The organism is Mesorhizobium sp. M7D.F.Ca.US.004.03.1.1, from assembly GCF_003998635.1.
GTDB lineage: Bacteria > Pseudomonadota > Alphaproteobacteria > Rhizobiales > Rhizobiaceae > Mesorhizobium > Mesorhizobium loti.
Genome location: NZ_RZQG01001627.1, coordinates 1 through 650, shown reverse-complemented (window position 1 = coordinate 650; position 650 = coordinate 1). Strand labels below are relative to the sequence as shown.

At 60.9% G+C, this 650-nt stretch carries 1 protein-coding gene and 1 pseudogene; both read left to right on the top strand.

Going from position 1 to position 650, the window contains the following annotated elements:
- Position 1: 1 nt before the first annotated feature.
- On the top strand, positions 2–142 hold the full coding sequence (locus EN935_RS39155) for a DUF2065 family protein (RefSeq protein WP_245489187.1): 141 nt from the start codon (positions 2–4) through the stop codon (positions 140–142).
- Positions 143–353: 211 nt separating this feature from the next.
- Positions 354–650, top strand: a pseudogene (locus EN935_RS39150) (serine protease); the annotation flags it as partial.

The following is a 650-nucleotide window of genomic DNA, read 5'->3' as shown; positions in this document are numbered from 1 at the left end:
TCTGGTCTATGGCGGCTTTCCCGGCCTTGCCAGGAAGCTTGCCACCGAAGTGCTGTCGCTGCCCGAGAACGCGCTCCGGACTGCCGGGCTGGCGGCGATCGCCATCGGTGTCGGCATCGTCTGGCTGGTGCGAGGCGGATGACGGCGGCAAGAGCATCGGTTTTCGGATACGAGCTTCGATCCCGGGGATATGAGTTTCGATCTCGGGATACGAGCTTCGATCCGAGATAACGGATGATTTATCCTCTGCCGATAGTCATAGCCGCAAACGTGCCGTATTTTTTGCCAACATGGCGCGACGCGGCGTTTTCGTCGAAGCGCTTTTCTTTTCAAGAATACCGGGAGGCTTCTCGATGACATCCAATACTATTTTGCGCGCGGCACGGCGGACGTTCATCGCCGGCGCGGCGGCACTTCTTGTCAGCGCCGTCGCTGTCCCGTCCGTGACACCGACATTTGCCGCGGATGGACCTGCTTCGGTCGCCGACCTGGCGCAAGGCCTGCTCGGCGCCGTGGTCAATATCTCGACCTCGCAGACGGTGAAGGGCACCGAAGGTCCGGGTGCGGTGCCGATGCCTCAGTTGCCCGAGGGCTCACCCTTCCAGGATTTCTTCGACGATTTCTTCAAGAACCGTGGCGGCGACAAGGAC